This is a genomic window from Brevundimonas sp. P7753 (genome assembly GCF_013386595.1).
GTDB lineage: Bacteria > Pseudomonadota > Alphaproteobacteria > Caulobacterales > Caulobacteraceae > Brevundimonas > Brevundimonas bullata.
Genome location: NZ_JACARP010000076.1, coordinates 1 through 15,952 on the forward strand (window position 1 = coordinate 1; position 15,952 = coordinate 15,952).

A 15,952-nucleotide genomic window follows, 5' to 3' on the forward strand; every position below is an offset into this window, starting at 1 on the left:
CGCACGTCTGTTGCCCGGCGTTCTGCTGAGCGCCGGGGTCGGCGCCGTCGCCTTCGCCCTGCAACTGATCGAGACCTCGCTGTTCGGCCATCCCTGGGTCGAAGGCCTGGTCATCGCCATCCTGATGGGCGCGGGCGTTCGCCTGTTCTGGACCCCGTCGAATGTCTGGATGCCCGGCGTCCGGTTCAGCGCCAAGACCCTGCTTGAGGTCGCCGTGGCCCTGCTGGGCGCCACTGTCTCGGGCGCCGCCGTCATGGCGCTCGGCCCTGTCCTGCTGCTGGCCATCGTCGGCGTCGTCGTTCTGGCCATCGCCGGCGGCTACGCCCTGGGCCGGGCCTTCGGCCTGCCGCCCGCCATGGCCCTGCTGGTGGCCTGCGGCAACGCCATCTGCGGCAACTCCGCCATCGCCGCCGTCGCCCCGGTCATCGAGGCCGAGGGCGAAGACGTGGCCGCCGCCATCGGCTTCACCGCTGTTCTCGGCATCGCCGTGGTCCTGCTGGTCCCCGTCGTCGGGGCGCTGATGGGCTTTGACGCGACCAGGGTCGGCGTTCTGGCGGGCCTGACCGTCTACGCCGTGCCCCAGGTCCTGGCCGCCGCCGCCCCCGCCGGGCTGCTGGCCGTCCAGACCGGCGCCGTGGTCAAGCTGGTGCGCGTCCTGATGCTGGGCCCCATCTGCCTGGTCCTGGGTCTGCTGCGGTCCGGCAAAGCGGAAGGCGCCAAGGGCCCCAAGCTGCACCACATGGCCCCCTGGTTCATCGTCGTCTTCCTGATCCTGATGGGTCTGCGCTCGGCCGACTTGATCCCCGAGGTCGTCCTGCCCCCCCTGCAAGCCGCCGTCACCGCCATGACCCTGATCGCCATGGCCGGGCTGGGTCTGATGGTCGATCCGCGCGCCGTGGTCCGGGCCGGGCCGCGCGTGGCCGCCGTGGCGGCGCTTTCAGCCCTGCTGATCGGGGGCCTTGCGCTGGCGACCATCGTGCTCATTTTACCCGCCTGACGCACAATCGAACCGCCCCGCTGGTCTTTCCGACGATAGGGCTGTAAGAGGCGCCGCTTCCTTCCTGCTTTCCGCATCTTGCAGCGGCCCGGACTTCCGTGGCCGAACACAGTCCGCCCGAGCCCGAAATGAACCTTCGTAACGTCGCTATCATCGCCCACGTCGACCATGGCAAGACCACCATGGTTGACCAGCTGCTGGCTCAGTCTGGCGTCTTCCGAGCCAACGAGGCGACGACCGAGCGCGCCATGGACTCCGGCGATCAGGAAAAAGAACGCGGCATCACCATCCTGGCCAAGTGCACCTCGGTGCTGTGGAACGGCAAGGCTGGTGAAACCCGCATCAACATCATCGACACCCCCGGGCACGCCGACTTCGGCGGCGAAGTCGAGCGCATCCTGGGCATGGTGGACGGCTGCGTCATCCTGGTGGACGCCGAAGAGGGCGTCATGCCCCAGACCAAGTTCGTGCTGACCAAGGCGCTGAAGATGGGCCTGCGTCCCATCCTCTGCATCAACAAGGTCGACCGCGCCCACGCCGATCCCGACCGCGTCCACAACGAAACCTTCGACCTGTTCGCCGCCATCGGCGCGACGGACGAGCAGCTGGACTTCCCGCACATCTACGCCTCGGGCCGTTCGGGCTGGGCCACGCTGGATCTGAACGTCCCGAGCGACAACCTGCACCCCCTGTTCGACCTGATCGTCGACCACGTCCCGGCGCCCAAGGTTCAGGAGAACCGCGACAAGCCGTTCCAGATGCTGAACGTCCTGATCGAAAGCGACCCCTTCCTGGGCCGTCTGCTGACCGGCCGCATCCAGAGCGGCAAGGCCGTCCCCGGCATGGCCATCCACGCCCTGGACCGTGACGGCAAGGAAATCGAGCGCGGCCGCATCACCAAGGTTCTGGCCTTCCGCGGCCTGAAGCGTCAGGCCCTGGACGAGGGTTCGGAAGCGGGCGACATCGTCGCCATCGCCGGCATGTCCAAGGCCACCGTGGCCGACACCCTGTGCGCCATGGAAGTCATGGACGCCCTGCCGGCCCAGCCGATCGATCCGCCGACCATCTCGATGACCGTCTCGGTCAACGACAGCCCCCTGGCCGGTCGCGAAGGCGACAAGGTTCAGTCGCGCGTCATCCGTGACCGCCTGCTGAAGGAAGCCGAAGCCAACGTCGCCATCCGCGTCACCACCACCGAAGGCGGCGACGCCTACGAAGTGGCCGGCCGCGGCGAACTGCAGCTGGGCGTCCTGATCGAGAACATGCGTCGCGAAGGCTTCGAGGTCTCGATCTCGCGTCCCCGCGTGGTCTTCCAGACCGGCCCGAACGGCGAGAAGATGGAACCGATCGAAGACGTCATGATCGACGTCGACGACGAGTTCTCGGGCATCGTCATCGAGAAGCTGTCGGCCCGTAAGGCTGAAATGACCGACATGGGCCCGTCGGGCGCCGGCAAGACCCGCATCCAGCTGAAATGCCCGTCGCGTTCGCTGATCGGCTATCAGGGCGAGTTCCTGACCGACACGCGCGGTTCAGGCGTGCTGAACCGCGTCTTCTCGCACTACGAGCCGCACAAGGGCGCCATCGAGGGCCGTCTGAAGGGCGTGCTGATCTCGAACTCGGACGGTGAAACCGCCGCCTTCGCCCTGTGGAACCTGGAAGACCGCGGCGTCATGTTCGTCGGCGCCGGCGAAAAGACCTATCAGGGCATGATCATCGGCGAGAACAGCCGTTGGGACGACCTGGACGTCAACCCGATCAAGGGCAAGCAGCTGACCAACGTCCGCGCCTCGGGCAAGGACGAGTCGGTTCGCCTGACCCCGCCACGCCAGATGTCGCTGGAACAGGCCATCGCCTACATCGAAGAGGACGAACTGGTCGAGGTGACGCCCAAGTCGATCCGTCTGCGCAAGGCCGTCCTGAACCCGTCCTTCCGTAAGAAGCGCGTCCGCCCCGAATAGGGCTGGCGACAACCGAAATGAAGAAGGCGGTCCGCAAGGGCCGCCTTTTTTGTTGGGGCATCTTTGCTTGGGCCTACCGCCCCTCGGGCTGCTTGAGGCCGCTAGCGCCCCCTCTCCCGATGGGAGAGGGCTTGAGCCACCAAGAGCGAAGCGATTGGCAAGGGCGAAAGGGTGAGGGTTCTCGGCCTGTGTCGGCCGCTGGCCGTATCGCAGAGCCACCGCATCGCTCCTTTCAGCCAGGAAAGACGCCCGCTTTCGCCGACGGAAAGGGTCGTCCCTCACCCTTTCGCTTGGCGGATCGCCTTCGGCTCTCCGAAGCTCAAGCCCTCTCCCATCGGGAGAGGGAAATCAGACGCCCTACTTCCTCAACCCCAGCAGGCCCAGCCAGCCGCCGCTGGTCAGCAGGGCCACGTCCAGCAGCGCCAGGGCCAGCGGGGTGCTGGTCGAGGCGGCGATGAACTTGGGTCGCCACGCCGGGCCGAACTTGCTCTTGTAGGCGCGCAGGCCCTGGAAGCCGTAAACCGCCCCGCCCTCCTCGAACACCAGGGCGCCGACGCGGGCGAAGACAGGGGCCAGACGCCGGTCCTCCAGACCCGACAGGGGCGCCATGCCCAGATCAAGGCGGCGGAAGCCCTCGGCCCGCGCCCACTGCGCCGTGCGGGTGAACAGATAGTCCATCACCCCGTGCGGCCCGTCCGGCGTATGGCGCATCAGATCGATCATGACCTCCTCGCCGCGCGCCCCGACCAGCATATTGGCGAAGGCGACGATCTGGCCGTCGTGACGCGCCACGGCGACGGGCGAGCGGTTCAGATAGTCGATGTCGAACCGCCCCAGCGAGAAGGCCTTCTCGGACCCGTTGTGATGGTCCAGCCAGGCGTCGGACACCGCCCTCAGTTCCGTCTCCAGCGACCGCGCGGCTCCGGCGGGCAGGACCTCGAAGGTCGTGCCTTCGCGTTCGGCCCGGTTCACGGCGGTGCGCAGGTTCTGCTTGCCCTTGCCCTCGGTCGAGAAGTGCTCGGCGTCGATCACCGCCGCCTCACCCACCTTGCGCACGGCCAGGCCCAGGGTCGCCAGATCCGCCAGCATCCCCTCGCCGACCGAATAGAAGACCGGCGCCCCGCCATAGCTGTCGGCCAGTTCGGCGAAGGCCCACAGCAGTTCCAGCCGCTCCGCCTTCAAGCCCGCCGCCTCGCCCATGGCGATCCAGCGCCGTCCCCGCACGCGATAAGCGATGAAGCTGCGCCCCGAGGGGCTGAACAGCAGGGCCTTGTCGCCCAGCAGGGCCAGATTGGCCTCCGGCGTCGCCGTATCAGCCTCGGCCAGGGCGGCGCGGGCGCGTTCGATGTCCGCCGCCCCTGCCGGGCCGTGACTACGGGCGCCCGGCGCCGTCAGCAGCGACCGCACCGCCACGATCAGGGTCAGGATCGCCAGCACCGCGCCGGCGCGCAGGAAGCCCGAGGCCTGTTTGTCCGTCAGGAAGGTCCACCACAGCTCGTCGGTATAGGCGGTGTCGCGATAGGCGAAAAAGCCCAGCCACAGCATGGCGACGACCGCCGCGGCCAGCATCAGCAGCCAGCCCGGCCGCAACGGCTCGCCCAGCCGCGAGCGCCGGTTGAAGGCCGCCCGACAGGGCAGCAGCAGGGCCGCCGCCAAGGTCAACTCGGCCGCCTCCTCCCAGTCCAGCCCCTTCAGCAGAGAAAAGACCGCCCCCAGCATCAGGCCGAACAGGGCGGCGTAATAGGCGCCGCGCCGACGCCGCCACAGACCCGCCGACACCAGCAGCAGCAGGAAGCCGGTCACGCTGGCCGCGAAATGCGACAGGTCGATCAGCAGGGGCGCCGTCACCTGGCCCAGGACCTGCAACCGTCCGCTGAAGGCCGGCGTCACCGCCGACAGCAGCATGACCGCGCCCAGGATGAAGGAAGCCACGGCGAAGATCTGCGGCGTCAGCTCATAGACCAGCCCGCCCAGACGCTGAACCAGCCGCCTTGCTCCGCCCTGCCGTTTCGTTGTCGTCATTCGTCCTCTCGGGGCCTGCGCCTCACATAAAGCAGGAATCGGCCGTTTGCGGCGCTGAAAAGGTCATTTCTAGGCGCATGAAACAATCTGAAATGCAGCGAGTTCACTATTTCGCGAGCGCCAGACTCGCTCAAACGGAGAGACCTCATGATCCGCAAGACCGCCCTGCTGACCGGCATCGCCGGCGCCTTCCTCTTCGCCGCCCCTGTGCTCGCACAAGACGCCACGACGCCGCAGACGCCCGAACCGGCTCCCGCTGAGGCGCCTGCGGCTCAACCCCAAAGCCTGACCCTGACGCCCGGCGCCACGGTCAAGAGCGCCGATGGTTCCGAGCTCGGCAAGCTGGTCGGCGCCCAGAACGGCGCCTCGGGTCAGGAACTGACCGTGCGCGGCGCTGACGGTTCCGTCCGTCCTGTGCCGGTGGCCGGCATCCGTCAGGACGGCGCCGACATCGTCGTCAACGCCAGCCTGTCGGACTTCCAGGCTGCAGCCCCGGTCGCCGGCGAAGCGCCTGCCGCCACGCCGCCTGTCGACGCCACGGACGCGCCCGCAGAGCCGACGGACTCCGCCGAGCCGGCCGAGCCGGCGGCGGCTGACGAACCCACCGCCTGATCTTCAGAGCCGGTATGAATAAAGGGGCGGCCCATCGGACCGCCCCTTTTGTCGTTGGGCCTTCGGTATATCCGATCAGCCCCGCTTCTTCACCAGTCCCAGCAGGAACAGCAGCAAAACGGCGCCGATGGTGGCGACGATGATGCCGACGATCCAGCTGCCCGAGGCGTCGATCCCCAGCAGGTTATTGGCCAAGAAGCCGCCGAGCAGGGCGCCGATGACGCCCACGATCAGATTGGTCAGCAGGCCATGGCTGCGCTTCATGATCTTTTCCGCCAACCATCCGGCGATGATGCCGATGATGATCCAGGCGATGAATCCAAAGCCGCTCATTCAGTCCCTCCCATGAAAAATGGCGTGATGCCTCGACCGTAATGCGCCGCGCCCGCCTGGGTTGCCTCCCAGGGTCAGAAGCTTCGCCGTTCGCGTCCGAGGGGAAATCGGCACGGCCTTTGCGGCGAACAGCCTGAGCCGTGCCGATCCGGTACAGCACAGACCGTCAGAGGGAGGGGCCGTTATGGCCACCGATATCGATCTTCACCTGGGTCGTCGCCTGCGTCGTCGTCGTCGTCTGCTGGGCCTGACCCAGCAGCAACTGGCCGTTCAGGTCGGGGTTCGCTTCCAGCAGGTTCAGAAATACGAGTGCGGCGCCAACCGCATCTCGGCGGCCCGCCTGTGGGAGCTGGCCGAGGCCCTGTCGACCCCGATCAGCTATTTCTACGACGGCCTCGAAGAAGCGCGTGAGCGTCCCGCCGCCGCAACCGAGATCCAAGCCTTCGCCCGAGACGAAGCCGCCTGACGTCATCTCGCCCTGGCCCCCTCGCCCCCTGAGGGCGGGCGGTGTATCTGCTCGGCATGACCGAGTTGGAAGCCTTCGCCGTCGAACTGTCGCAAGAAGCCGCGCGCACGGCCCTGCCCTATTTCCGTGGCGACAACGCCGAAGAGAACAAGGCCGGGCCCGGCGCCTTCGACCCCGTCACCGAGGCCGACCGCGCGTCCGAAGCGGCCATCCGCCGCCTGATCGCCGCCCGCTATCCGCATCACGGCGTGATCGGCGAAGAATACGGCGAGGACCGCCCGGACGCCGATCACGTCTGGGTCCTGGACCCCATCGACGGCACCCGCGCCTTCATCGCCGGCCTGCCGCTGTGGACCACCCTGATCGCTCTGCGCCATGAAGGCGCGCCGCTGATCGGCGCCATCGGCCAGCCCTATCTGGAGGAGATCTTCCTCGGCGGTCCCTCCGGCGCCCGCCTGCTGCGCGACGGCAGCGAAACGCCGCTCAAAACCCGCGCCTGCCCGCTCCTGTCGGACGCCCTGATCGCCACCACCGACCCTGACATCTTCGTCGGCGCCGACCGCGAGGCCTGGACCCGGCTGCGCGCCTCGGCCCGCCTCGCGCGTCTGGGCTGCGACGCCTACGCCTACGCCATGGTGGCGGCGGGCCGCATCGACCTGGTGGCCGAAACCGAACTGAAGGTCTGGGACTGGTCCGCCCTCCAGCCGGTCATCGAGGCGGCGGGCGGCCGCGTCACCGGCTGGACCGGCCAGACGCCGGACGGCGACGGCCGCATCCTGGCCGTCGGGGACGCCGCCCTGACGGATCAGGCCCTGGCTGTTCTGAACGCCTAGGCTGCGCCCTTGTCCGGCGCCGCCGTCGCCGCCTGGCCTTCGGCCGGAGCGACATAGCAGGCCAGGGCGTCGAATTCATCCAGGAAGACGCCGCGCAACGGGTCCGCCTCCATGATGACCTCGTGCAGCGAACCCGGCACCTCGACATAGCGGCCCCGACCCAGACGACGCGCCGCCCAGCGGTTGGTCTGTTTCCACACCTTGTCGTCGTCGGACGCCTGAACCACGCAGACCGGGATCTTGACCGCCTTCAGCGCGCGCGGCTTCAACGACCGCTCGCCCGCGTCCAGGGCGAAGGCCAGCCAGCCCCAGGTCGGGCCGCCGATGGCCAGGTGCGGGCAGGCGTAGAGCTGCTGACGCCACAGGTCGTAACGGTTGCGGTCCGAGGTCAGGGCGTCTTTCTCGAAGGTGTGGTCGAACGGGTCGTCGGGGTTGTCCAGCACATAGTCGCCCGCCTTGCCGTGACGCAGGTTCCAGCGCACCGCCAGCTTGACCGACCACATCGACCGCTTGCCGGTCTTGATGCGCAGCATGGGGCTGGACAACAGGGCGCCGGCGAACCGATCCTCGCCCGCTTCCAGCGACAGCAGGTTCAAGGCCCCGCCCATGGAGTGGCCGACCATGATCCAGGGCTTGGGCGCCCTAGCCTCATAGGCGTCCAGCAGACGGGCGTAGTCGTCCAGGAACTCCTCGACGGCGCGGGCATGGCCGCGCAGCCGGTCGGGCAGCAAGCGCGCCGACAGACCCTGGCCGCGCCAGTCGTGGGCCAGGACGCAGAAGCCCCGCGCCAGGAAGTTGCCGATGACCTCGAAGTACTTCTCGATCGGTTCGGTGCGGCCGGGGCTCAGCACCACCGTCCCGCGCGGCGTCTTGGCCACCATGGCCGACGGCGTCCACAGGGCCGCGCGCAGGCGAAGCCCGCCCGCGCCGCGGAACCAGTCGCCTTCTCCGCCGGGAGGCGAAGCGGCGCCGGGAACCCCCATCAGGGGCGCATGGGCGGCGAAGGCGGTGGCGCGGTTCACTCGGGCTTCCTGAACTTCAAGGTCATGCGATCGCTCTCGCCGATCGCGTCGTATTTGGTGCGATCGAACTCGGGATTGGCCGGCTGGCCCATGGGCGCCGTCAGGCGGATGGGCGCCAGGGTGTCGGCCCCGAAGGGATGGTCCTTGGTGTCCGCCGGGTTGGCGTTGATCTCGGACGCCTCGACGAAGACGAAACCGGCCTCGGCGGCCAGCTGCTTGACGAAGGCCTCCTGCACATAGCCGTTGGCCGCCGCCGGATCCTGATCCTCATCGGGTTGGAGCCGGTGCTGCTCGACGCCGAGCACGCCGCCGGGGCGCAGGGCGGCGAAGGCGTCGGAAAAGGCCTTCTCGGCGATGCCCGCCGCCATCCAGGCGTGGATGTAGCGCATGAACAGGACCAGATCGGCGGTTCCGACGGGGGCCACCGGCCCCGTCGTCGGCCCGAAGGCGGTGAACTGAACGGCGCCGTACAGCTTCTTGTCGGCCAGAACGCGGGCCTTCAGGGCGTTGTTGATCGCGACCTGGGCCGGTTCCGCCGCCGGCTCTTCGGCGAAGCCCGCCAGATAAAGCGTGCCGCCGCCCTTGTTCAGATAGGGCGCCAGAATCTCGACGTACCAGCCGCTGCCCGGCCAGAAGTCGACGACCGTCATCTTGGGTTGCAGACCAAAGAACCGCAGGGTCTCGACCGGATGGCGCCAGGCGTCGCGCCCCTTGTCAGCCGCCGAGCGCCACGGCCCGGCCACGGCCCATTCCAGCGATCCTTCCGGCGGACCCGCCGGAGCGGCGGGCGCCTGGGGCGCCGCCTTTTCTTCCTTCTTGCCGCAGGCGGCCAGGCCGGCGAAGGCGGCCATGCAGGCGCCCGCCAGAACCGCGCGTCGCGTCGAACGCTCAGCCATGCGCGCCTCCCTGGGTCAGGATCATCATGGTCCTGGGCTTAGGACGCTTCTCCACCAGGGTCAAAATCGCAAACCGCATCAGTTCGCGGCCTCGGGCTTGCGGAAACGCAGGGTCATGCGGTCGCTCTCGCCGATGGCGTCAAAGGCGGCGCGCTCCTCCGCCGTCAGGGTGCGCCCGGCCCGTTCCGACGTGCGGGTCGGCGGCAGGGTCCAGACGCCGAACGGATGATCGCGGTCGTCCTTGGCGTTGGCGTTCAACTCGCTGCGCGCCTCCAGTTCGAACCCGGCGCGGCGCGCGGCGTGGATGACGTAGCTTTCCGGCACATAGCCGGTCGAGGCGACATCGGCGACGTTCAGCCCATCGACGCTGCGGTGCTGCTCGACCGCCAGGACGCCGCCCGGCTTCAGGGCCTTGAAGAAGGCCGCCAGATGCGGATCGGTGCGACCGTCGCGCGACCAGTTGTGGAAGGCGCGCGCCACCACCACCATGTCGGCGGTCCCGTCCACGACGCCCATGCCGTCGGTCGGCTTGCTGACGGGGACGTAGCGCCCGCCCGTGGCCGCGGCATAGGGCTCCAGGATGTTGCGCCACCAGCCGGCGCGGCCGGGCTCGATCTCGACCACGGTCAGGCCGGGCTGCAGCCCCCAGAAGGTCAGGGTCTCGAACGGATGGCGCTGGCCGTCGCGGGCGCGGTCGGCTTCGGGCCGTGCGGTCGAGGCGATGGCGGCCTGAAGCGCGGCGTCTTCCTCAAGCCTGGGCATTTCCATCGACAGCCCCTGACGGTGTTGCAGGGCCGGCGGTTCCGCCGGGGCGCTTTGCGCCCATGCCGGCGAAGAAAGGGCGGGCGAGGCGAGCGCAGCCGTCACAAGGGCGGCGAGGACGAGAGGTCGCATGGGGGCTCCGGTCGGTCCTGAAGGAAACAATCTGTAACCCTTACGGCGCTTCGCGGCCTCGGCAAGGCGCGGATTGGACCAAGCGACGATTTCGCGCGGCCCTTTTCCTTCGAGGCGCTCCGAGGTCGCCCCCTTGCGCCGAGAAAAAGGCCGCCTAACTCTTCATCCGAGAGCGCCGATCCCGGGCTCTCCAGACCTGACGGGGCCGATATCGGACCGCCGGGACTGAACCCCTCCGTCGTCCGGGGCCCCAATCGCCGGGCGGCTCAACCTTGCTGAACCTCAGAAGGATGACCCATGCGTACCTATGATTTCTCGCCGCTTTACCGTTCCGCCGTCGGCTTCGACCGTCTGGCCCGCCAGCTGGAAAGCGCCGCGCGCTCCAGCCAGGAAAACGGCTGGCCTCCCTATAATATCGAAACGACCGGCGAGAACGCCTATCGCATCGAAATCGCCGTCGCCGGCTTCTCGCCCGACGAGCTGAACATCGAGGCCAAGGAAAACTCGCTGACCGTCACCGGCAAGAAGGCCGCCAACGACGACGCCTCGGTCCAGAAGACCTATCTGCACCGTGGTCTGGCCGAGCGCGACTTCGAGCGTCGCTTCCAGCTGGCCGACTATGTGGTGGTCAAGGGCGCCGACCTGTCCAACGGTCTGCTGACCATCGACCTGCAACGCGAACTGCCCGAGGCGCTCAAGCCGCGCCGCATCGAGATCGCGACCGGCCAGGGCCTGATCGAAGGCAAGACCGACAAGGCGGATAAGGCCGCCTGAGCCGCAGCCTGCGCCTGAGAGACTGAGAAGGGGCGGCGTTCGCGTCGCCCCTTTTTCGTGCGCGCCCTTAAGCCGCCGCCGCCTTCAGATCCGCCGGGTCCAGCCCGCGCGCGCCGCCGGTCTGGGCCCCGGTAAAGTCGGCCTGTTTGACCTGAGCGCCGTGCATGACGGCGCGGCTGAGGTCCGCCCCCTTCAGCACCGCCCGCCGCAAATCGGCGCCCGACAGGTCGGCCCCGCGCAGGATAGCCCCCGACAGGTCGGCCGGCAGCAGCCGGTCCGCGCCCAGCATCAAGGGCCCCAACTGCGCCTCGCGCAGGTCCGAGCCGTTCAGCTTGGCCCGGCCCAGCCGCGCCCCGCGCAGGTCGGCCCGGCGCAGATTGGCCGAGCGCAGGTCCGCGCCCTCCAGCTGCGCCCCCTGAAGCTGAACCCCCTCCATGTCCAGGCCGTAGAAGACCGCCCCCTTGGCCGACAGGGCCGTCAGGTTCAGCCCGCGAATGGACTCCAGCGGGCGCAGATCGACCCCGTCGAACACCGAGGGCTGGCCCTCGGCGCCGCCCGTCTCGCACCATTGGGCGTGGTCGCGCAGCATCTCGGCGGCGGGCATGCGGCTGACGGATTCGCCCGCCGAACGATTGTCCGTCAGCGCGCCTTCCATATTGGCCCCGTCGGTGCGCCACATGGTGGCCTTGACCCCTACCAGGATGGCGTCGGTCAGGTCCGCGCCCGACAGATCAGCCCCCGAAAGGTCCGCGCCCGCCAGATCGGCGCCGGTGAAATTGGCCTGCTTCAGATTGGCCCGGACCAGCTTGCAGTCCTTCATGATGGCGTCAGTGAAGTCGGCGGCGATGGCCACCATGCCGGTCATGCGCGAGCGTTGCAGGTTGGCCCCGACCAGGCTGGCCCCCTGGGCCTGGGTGTCGCCCCGCTTCTGCGCCTCGATGACGCGAAAGCCCAGCTTGCCGTCCGCCGCCGCGATCGTGCCTTCGCGCAGGTCCGCCTCGAACAGGTCGGCGCCCGACAGGTCAGCCCCGCGCAGGCAGGCGCCGCGCAGATCGGCCCGGCGCAGGCTGGCCTCGGTCAGGTTGATGTCCTGCATGTCCGCGCCGAAGAAGTTGGCGTTGTCCAGCTTGGCCCCGGACAGGTCGCAGCCGTGCAAACGGGCGGCGGCGAAGTCGGCGTCGGCCAGGTTGCGGCCCCGCAGCGTCAGCCCCGACAGGTCCATCCAGGCGAAGACGGCGCGCGCCCCGCCGGGCCGCGCCTGCCACAGGCGGTCATGCTTGGCGCAGATAAGGTCGACCTCGGCTTGGGTCGGTTTCTTGCGGACAGGATCGGCGGCGTCGCTCATGCCGACAACATGGCTTACGCCCCATTAAGGAAGCTTTGCGGAAACAGGGATTTCCGACCAGGCTTACTCGGTCAGCAGGCCCTGTTCGCGCAGGGCCTCGGCCAGTTCGCCCTCATTGGTCCACAGCCGGGTGTAGCCCGCCTCGCCCAGCCGGTTCAGTTCGGTCGTCAGGTCGGCGCGCGGGGCGGCGACGAAGCGGCCGTCGAAGCCCTTCCCGTCCTCGCTGACGCGAACCATCGGCCGACCCGTCTCGACCCGGTGCAGGAAGCCCTCGCACAGGACGGCGGCGTCCTCGGCCAGCAGGCCGGTCTCGACGGTCAGGCCCGACTGGCGCAGACGCTCGGTGCCCCGGCCCGAGGCGAAGGGCGACGGATCGAGCGCGGCGATCACCACCCGCTCGACCCCGGCCTCGGCCAGGAAGTGGGCGCAGGACTTGCGCCCCGACGAGCGAGCGCCGCAGGGTTCCAGGGTGACATAGGCGGTCGCGCCCTTCACGGCCTCGCCGGCGGCAGGCACGGCCTGCTCCTCGGCGTGGGGGCGTCCGCCCGGCGCGGTGGCGGCTTCCGACAGCACGACCCCGTCCTTGACCAGGACGCAGCCGACCGCCGGATTGGGCCAGGTCTCGCCCATGCTGGCCAGCGCCAGATCAATGGCGCGGCGCATGTGGACGGCGTCGTCCTTGCTGGTCGAACTCATGCGCCGGGACTTGTCATCGGCGGCAGGGCTTGCGCCCGCGCCTGATCCAGATAGCGGGCGGCGACCGGCTTCAGGCCGGCGTCCAGATCGACCTCCAGCGGATTGCCCGTCGGGATCTCGACGCCGACGATCTGATCGTCCGGCACCGCGAAAAGCAGTTTGACGATGGCGCGCAAGCTATTGCCGTGGGCGGCGATCAGCACGTCCTCGCCGGCCTTCAGGCGCGGCGCGATCTCGGCGTCCCAATAGGGCTCAACCCGGTCCAGCGTGGTCTTCAGGCTCTCGGTGTCGGGGATGGCCTTGCCCTCGTAGCGAGGGTCAGAGCTGAAATCGAACTCGCCGCCCGGCGCCAGGGGCGGCGGCGGCACGTCATAGCTGCGGCGCCAGACCTTGACCTGATCCTCGCCGTGCTTGGCCGCCGTCTCGGCCTTGTCCAGGCCGGTCAGGCCGCCGTAGTGGCGCTCGTTCAGGCGCCAGTCCTCGATCACCGGCACGTCCTTCAGACCCGCCGCGTCCAGCGCCAGGGCGCCGGTGCGTTTGGCCCGCGTCAGGACCGAGGTGAACATGACGGCGGGCTTAAACCCGGCCTCGGCGATCAGCTCGCCGCCGCGCCGCGCCTGGGCCTCGCCCTCGGCGGTCAGGTCGACGTCGACCCAGCCGGTGAAGCGGTTTTCCAGGTTCCACTGGCTCTGGCCGTGGCGCAGCAGGATCAGGCGGGGCATGGGCGTCTCCGTATCGTCGTCCTTCGCGTAGGCCGTGGACGCGGGGGTGGTCAAGGTTTCACCGCCGCGAACGCCATGCAGCCCGACGCCTCGCCGCGCGTTCTTGGCCTCTCGGGGGACGCCCGCTATACCGCGACGCTAGGGGCGGGCGGTTCATTCTCTCGCCCATTGACGTTCAGGAAGACCCATGTTGAAGCCGCGCCAGGACATCCGCCCCAATACGGCGGCCTACGAAACCACCCCCCTGGTGAAGCCCACCGGCTTCCGCGAATACGACGCCCGCTGGATTCTGGAAAAAGAGATCAACCTTCTGGGCATTCAGGCGCTTGGCCTGGGCCTCGCCACCTATGTCCATGAGATCGGCGTCCGCCCCCGCATCGCCGTCGGCCACGACTTCCGCTCCTATTCCCTGTCGGTGAAACAGGCCCTGATCCTCGGCCTGCTCGAAGGCGGCATGGAGGTGGTCGACATCGGCCTGGCCTTGTCGCCGATGGCCTATTACGCCCAGTTCGCCCTGGACTGCCCCTGCGTGGCCATGGTCACGGCCAGCCACAATGAAAACGGCTGGACCGGCGTCAAGATGGGCGCCCAGGCGCCCCTGACCTTCGGCCCCGACGAGATCGGCCGCCTGAAAGAGATCGTCCTGAACGGCGAGGGCGTGGCCCGCCCCGGCGGCCGCGTCGAACGCGTCGAGGGCTTCCGCGAGCAATACATCAAGGACGTCGCGTCCAAGGTGAAGCTGACCCGTCCGCTCAAGGTCGTCGCCGCCTGCGGCAACGGCACCGCCGGCGCCTTCGCCCCCGAGGCCCTGCGTCTGATGGGCGCCGAGGTGATCGAGATGGACACCGAGCTCGACTGGACCTTCCCCAAGTATAATCCGAACCCGGAAGACCACGTCATGCTGGTCGCGATGGCGCAAAAGGTGAAGGAGACAGGCGCCGACCTGGCCCTGGGCTTCGACGGCGACGGCGACCGCTGCGGCGTGGTGGACGACACGGGCGAGGAGATCTTCGCCGACAAGATCGGCCTGATGCTGGCCCGCGACCTGTCTGCCCTGCACCCCAACGCCACATTCGTCGTCGATGTGAAGTCGACCGGCCTCTACAAGACCGACGAAGTGCTGAAGGCCAACGGCGCCACCACCGTCTACTGGAAGACCGGCCACTCCTACATCAAGCGCAAGACCGCCGAACTGGGCGCCCTGGCCGGGTTCGAGAAGTCGGGCCACTTCTTCCTCTCGGGCGACCTGGGCCACGGCTATGACGACGGCCTGGTCGCCGCCGGCGCCGTCCTGGCCATGCTGGACCGGAACCCTGGCAAGTCCCTGTCGGAGCTGAAATCCGCCCTGCCCGACGCCTGGACCTCGCTGACCATGTCGCCGCACTGCGACGACGAGCTGAAGTACGACGTCCTGGCCAGGATCGTGAAGGAATACGAGGATCTGGCGGCTTCCGGCGGCTCGATCCTCGGCCGCAAGATCGTCGAGGCCATCACCGTCAACGGCGTGCGCGTCCACCTCGAAGACGGCTCCTGGGTCCTGGTCCGCGCCTCGTCCAACAAGCCGGAACTGGTGGTGGTGGTCGAAAGCATGCGCTCCGCCGACGACATGCGCGACCTCTTCCACAAGGAGGTCAAACCCCGCCTCGCCGCCCATCCCGAGATCGGCGCCTTCAATCAGGAAATCTGAATCCCTTTGACGAAGGTTGCGGGCGCGGGCGAGGTGGGATGATGAACGACGCCTCCCCCCTGCCCGTGGTCATCATCGGCGGCGGCTTTTCCGGCGCCATGCTGGCTGCCCGCCTGGCCGAACGCGGACAGGCCTCTGTCCTGATCGAGCGCGGCGACATCATCGGCCTCGGCGTCGCCTATTCCACGCTGAACGACGCCCACCGCCTGAACGTCCGCGCCGGGCGGATGAGCGCCGTGGCCGACCGTCCCGACGACTTCATCGACTGGTTGGCGGCGCACTGTCCCCAGCAGGCGGACCCCGACGGCTTCGCCCCGCGTCGCCTCTACGGCCTCTATGTCCGCGACCGTCTGGACGCGGTTGAGGCGGCGCATCCTGGCCTGATCCGTCGCATCTGCGGCGCCGTCATCGCCGTCGATGGGCGGTCCGCCATCCTGTCCACGGGAGAGCGGATCGAGGGGCGCGCAGTGGTCCTGGCCACCGGCAACCCGGCGCCGCGCACCACCCCGGCCGGCGAAGACGGACGCATCATCGCCAATCCCTGGACGCCCGACGCCCTGACGCCGATCCAGCCTGACGACGACGTCCTGATCCTCGGTGCCGGCCTGACCATGGTCGACGTCCTGCTGACGCTGACCGCCCAGGGATGGCGCGGCTGGGCCACGGCGGTGTCGCGGCGCGGCCTTCTGCCC

15 protein-coding genes and 1 pseudogene are annotated in these 15,952 nt (G+C 68.8%); 8 read left to right on the forward strand and 8 right to left on the reverse strand.

The features are described from left to right. Positions 1-7 precede the first annotated feature (7 nt). The gene (locus tag HX774_RS13875) at positions 8-997 is read left to right on the forward strand and encodes a YeiH family protein (protein ID WP_178827656.1); all 990 of its coding nucleotides are present in this window, start codon (positions 8-10) and stop codon (positions 995-997) included. Between the two features lie 128 nt (positions 998-1,125). Continuing rightward, entirely contained in the window at positions 1,126-2,958 is a 1,833-nt protein-coding gene (gene typA / locus HX774_RS13880) for a translational GTPase TypA (protein WP_178827634.1), read from the forward strand. A gap of 357 nt (positions 2,959-3,315) precedes the next feature. Here the strand turns inward: typA and HX774_RS13885 are convergent, their stop codons facing one another. After that, complete coding sequence (locus HX774_RS13885) at positions 3,316-4,980, reverse strand: phosphatidylglycerol lysyltransferase domain-containing protein (RefSeq protein WP_178827636.1); 1,665 nt, start codon at positions 4,978-4,980, stop codon at positions 3,316-3,318. Positions 4,981-5,127: 147 nt separating this feature from the next. Here HX774_RS13885 and HX774_RS13890 point away from each other — a divergent pair, with 147 nt between their 5' ends. Further along, the gene (locus HX774_RS13890) at positions 5,128-5,592 is read left to right on the forward strand and encodes a superoxide dismutase (protein ID WP_178827638.1); all 465 of its coding nucleotides are present in this window, start codon (positions 5,128-5,130) and stop codon (positions 5,590-5,592) included. A gap of 75 nt (positions 5,593-5,667) precedes the next feature. On the opposite strand, the gene HX774_RS13895 is transcribed toward HX774_RS13890, so the two are convergent. Next, positions 5,668-5,925, reverse strand: coding sequence for a GlsB/YeaQ/YmgE family stress response membrane protein (locus tag HX774_RS13895; protein WP_114817939.1), 258 nt, complete (start codon positions 5,923-5,925; stop codon positions 5,668-5,670). Positions 5,926-6,109: 184 nt separating this feature from the next. On the opposite strand from HX774_RS13895, the pseudogene HX774_RS13900 reads away from it, so the two are divergent. Both HX774_RS13900 and hisN read left to right on the forward strand, forming a co-directional pair. Further along, a pseudogene (locus HX774_RS13900) lies at positions 6,110-6,382 on the forward strand (helix-turn-helix domain-containing protein); the annotation flags it as partial. A 65-nt stretch (positions 6,383-6,447) separates the two neighbouring features. After that, entirely contained in the window at positions 6,448-7,224 is a 777-nt protein-coding gene (gene hisN, locus HX774_RS13905) for a histidinol-phosphatase (protein WP_178827658.1), read from the forward strand. Here hisN and HX774_RS13910 read toward each other — a convergent pair. From HX774_RS13910 to HX774_RS13920, 3 genes are all read right to left on the reverse strand, one after another. Continuing rightward, positions 7,221-8,246 carry an alpha/beta hydrolase gene (locus tag HX774_RS13910; protein ID WP_178827642.1) on the reverse strand — a complete coding sequence of 342 codons (1,026 nt, stop codon included), beginning with the start codon at positions 8,244-8,246 and terminating at the stop codon, positions 7,221-7,223. The two genes, hisN and HX774_RS13910, sit on opposite strands and share 4 nt — an antisense overlap. Then, on the reverse strand, positions 8,243-9,142 hold the full coding sequence (locus HX774_RS13915) for a class I SAM-dependent methyltransferase (RefSeq protein WP_178827644.1): 900 nt from the start codon (positions 9,140-9,142) through the stop codon (positions 8,243-8,245). Before HX774_RS13915 ends, HX774_RS13910 begins: the two co-directional genes overlap by 4 nt. Positions 9,143-9,220: 78 nt before the next feature. Next, the gene (locus HX774_RS13920; protein ID WP_178827646.1) at positions 9,221-10,036 is read right to left on the reverse strand and encodes a class I SAM-dependent methyltransferase; all 816 of its coding nucleotides are present in this window, start codon (positions 10,034-10,036) and stop codon (positions 9,221-9,223) included. 297 nt (positions 10,037-10,333) lie between these two features. On the opposite strand from HX774_RS13920, the gene HX774_RS13925 reads away from it, so the two are divergent. Next, a complete protein-coding gene (locus tag HX774_RS13925) occupies positions 10,334-10,810 on the forward strand; it encodes an Hsp20 family protein (RefSeq protein WP_114817944.1) in 477 nt (158 codons plus the stop codon). Between the two features lie 67 nt (positions 10,811-10,877). Here HX774_RS13925 and HX774_RS13930 read toward each other — a convergent pair whose 3' ends face one another. The 3 genes from HX774_RS13930 to HX774_RS13940 all read right to left on the reverse strand — a co-directional run bounded on the left by HX774_RS13930 (position 10,878) and on the right by HX774_RS13940 (position 13,573). Further along, positions 10,878-12,155: a pentapeptide repeat-containing protein gene (locus HX774_RS13930; protein ID WP_178827648.1), complete on the reverse strand. Its 1,278-nt coding sequence runs from the start codon at positions 12,153-12,155 to the stop codon at positions 10,878-10,880. A gap of 63 nt (positions 12,156-12,218) precedes the next feature. Then, positions 12,219-12,851: a bifunctional diaminohydroxyphosphoribosylaminopyrimidine deaminase/5-amino-6-(5-phosphoribosylamino)uracil reductase RibD gene (locus HX774_RS13935; RefSeq protein ID WP_114817946.1), complete on the reverse strand. Its 633-nt coding sequence runs from the start codon at positions 12,849-12,851 to the stop codon at positions 12,219-12,221. Continuing rightward, a complete protein-coding gene (locus tag HX774_RS13940) occupies positions 12,848-13,573 on the reverse strand; it encodes a 2,3-diphosphoglycerate-dependent phosphoglycerate mutase (protein WP_178827650.1) in 726 nt (241 codons plus the stop codon). Before HX774_RS13940 ends, HX774_RS13935 begins: the two co-directional genes overlap by 4 nt. A 187-nt stretch (positions 13,574-13,760) precedes the next feature. On the opposite strand from HX774_RS13940, the gene HX774_RS13945 reads away from it, so the two are divergent. Then, positions 13,761-15,260, forward strand: a complete 1,500-nt coding sequence (locus HX774_RS13945) for a phosphomannomutase/phosphoglucomutase (protein ID WP_178827652.1) — start codon at positions 13,761-13,763, stop codon at positions 15,258-15,260. A 41-nt stretch (positions 15,261-15,301) separates the two neighbouring features. Beyond that, positions 15,302-15,952: FAD/NAD(P)-binding protein (locus HX774_RS13950; RefSeq protein WP_178827654.1), on the forward strand; the 651-nt coding region annotated here is incomplete at its 3' end.